Source organism: Endozoicomonas sp. ONNA2, assembly GCF_024606365.1.
GTDB lineage: Bacteria > Pseudomonadota > Gammaproteobacteria > Pseudomonadales > Endozoicomonadaceae > Endozoicomonas.
This window is the reverse complement of the sequence record NZ_JAHHPO010000838.1, coordinates 1-1,973: the sequence shown is the minus strand read 5'-3', so window position 1 is coordinate 1,973 and position 1,973 is coordinate 1. Positions and strand designations below refer to the sequence as shown.

Below are 1,973 nucleotides of genomic sequence, written 5' to 3'. Positions count from 1 at the left end.
TCTCTAAACTTTATAATTAATAAAGAATAAAACTGAAGCAAGAGCTCCGCTCTGTTCATTAATAGTAAATTCACTACAAACGAGGCGCAAACAATGTATAACATTATTTTATTATTGTTTTTTTTATAAATATAATAACCTACAATACCTAATAATGTAATGAGTCGGACAGGATAGTCGACTACACCTCCTAAGCTTTCACCTGTGCTACGAATAGTAGGATCTGAACTTAATAAAGGTATGTCACCTAATTTCAGCAACTTCAACAAGAGAAAGAAAAAGGCAACAAGTAGCAAAAATTTAAATCTATTATATGAAAAACACCTTTCATTCAGTGATTGCCTTGACAATATGATCCTTTTATTTGTTTTTATATTTAGTTTATAACCAAGTATAAAAAAAATAGTTAAAAGTATATACAGGTAAAAGTATAAACTAATATCCGTCTCATACCTTCCCCATGAGATCTGATTTTCTATTCCTGTTAAACCAACTAATGTCAGGATGAAAACTAAGAAAAAATAAGGTGACGTTATATTAATCAATTTTATTGTCCAACAAATTTAAAGAAGCTAAAGCAGAAAATTGGAGCAGATCTTTGATCGTGCTTAATATCCACTCCGCATTTCTTTAATGGCTTGTTTTACCAAATACCCTTAGTATCGACTACATACTTAACCGCTGGTTTAAACCGTTTGAACTGATAATGATCAACCAACAGTACATATACATCCGCTTTAGTAAATGCTGTATCCAGATTGACCAGCTCAAAATCCTCTTTCACGCTTTCCACATTGGGTTCTATGGCAATAACCTTGCAACCCAATGTATTCACCAGCGTTCTGGTAATGTGCAGTGCTGGACTTTCTCTAAGGTCATCAATATCTGGCTTAAAGGCCAGACCAAAACAGGCAACTGTAACTTCTTCCCGCTTTTTATTGGGATGATCAGCAAGAAACTGCTCAACTTTCTCATTAACCTTATCAACCACCCATGCAGGCTTACTGTCGTTGGTTTCCCGTGCCTGGCGGATCAGCTTGGCTTTTTCGGGTGTTTTACTAACGATAAACCAGGGGTCAACGGCGATGCAGTGACCACCAACACCAGGGCCGGGTTGTAGGATGTTCACCCGTGGATGACGGTTAGCCAGTTCGATCAGCTCCCAGACATTAATTACCAGCTCATCACAGATCACAGACAATTCATTGGCAAAGGCGATGCTCACATCACGGCTGGCGTTTTCGGTCAATTTGGCCATTTCTGCGGTGCGTGCATTGGTAATAATGCATTCACCCATCACAAAGGTTTTATAAAGCTCAACTGCTCTTTCGGAGCTTTCGTGGTTTATGCCGCCAATTACCCGATCGTTTTCTACCAGTTCACGGACAACATGGCCGGGCAGTACGCGCTCAGGGCAATGGGCAATGTAGATATCGCCCTTCTGATTTTCACTGATTGGTACTACCAGGTCTGGTCTTGCTTCTGCAATCCATTGAGCCATTTGCTCTGTGGCGCCCACCGGTGAGGTGGATTCCAGAACGATAAGATCACCTCGCTTGAGTACCGGTGCGATGTTTTTACAGGCAGCTTCTATATAGCTGAGGTCTGGCTCATGATTTTCTTTGAACGGAGTCGGTACGGCAATCAAAAAGGCATCAGCGGCTTCTGCTGTGGTGGTCGCTTTTAAATAGCCAGCAGTCACCGCAGCACTGACCAGCATATCCAGATCAGGTTCAACGATATGGATTTTGCCTTCATTTATCGTATCTACTGCACGTTGATTAATATCAACGCCAATAACATTGATTTTTCTGGATGCGAAAACGGCAGCTGTAGGCAAGCCAATATAGCCAAGTCCGATTACTGATATTGTATTAAAGGTGGTCATTGTTGGGTACTAACTAAGAGGTGTGTTGTTACGTAAGCGCTTATTTAAGGACGTCTTCAAAACCCATCACCTGTCTGCCACGCTA

2 protein-coding genes are annotated in these 1,973 nt (G+C 40.9%); both read right to left on the bottom strand.

Features of this window, described 5'->3' with window-relative positions; genetic code table 11:
* The coding region (locus KDK14_RS14925; RefSeq protein ID WP_257265967.1) for a hypothetical protein at positions 1–350 on the bottom strand (350 nt) is incomplete at its 3' end.
* Positions 351–643: 293 nt separating this feature from the next.
* Positions 644–1,888 carry a UDP-N-acetyl-D-mannosamine dehydrogenase gene (wecC, locus tag KDK14_RS14920; protein WP_257265966.1) on the bottom strand — a complete coding sequence of 415 codons (1,245 nt, stop codon included), beginning with the start codon at positions 1,886–1,888 and terminating at the stop codon, positions 644–646.
* Between the last annotated feature and the right edge of the window lie 85 nt (positions 1,889–1,973).

Excerpts from the sequence above, each read along its gene's own strand:
- wecC (WP_257265966.1), bottom strand. The coding sequence starts at position 1,888 with ATGACCACCTTTAATACAATATCAGTAATCGGACTTGGCTATATTGGC.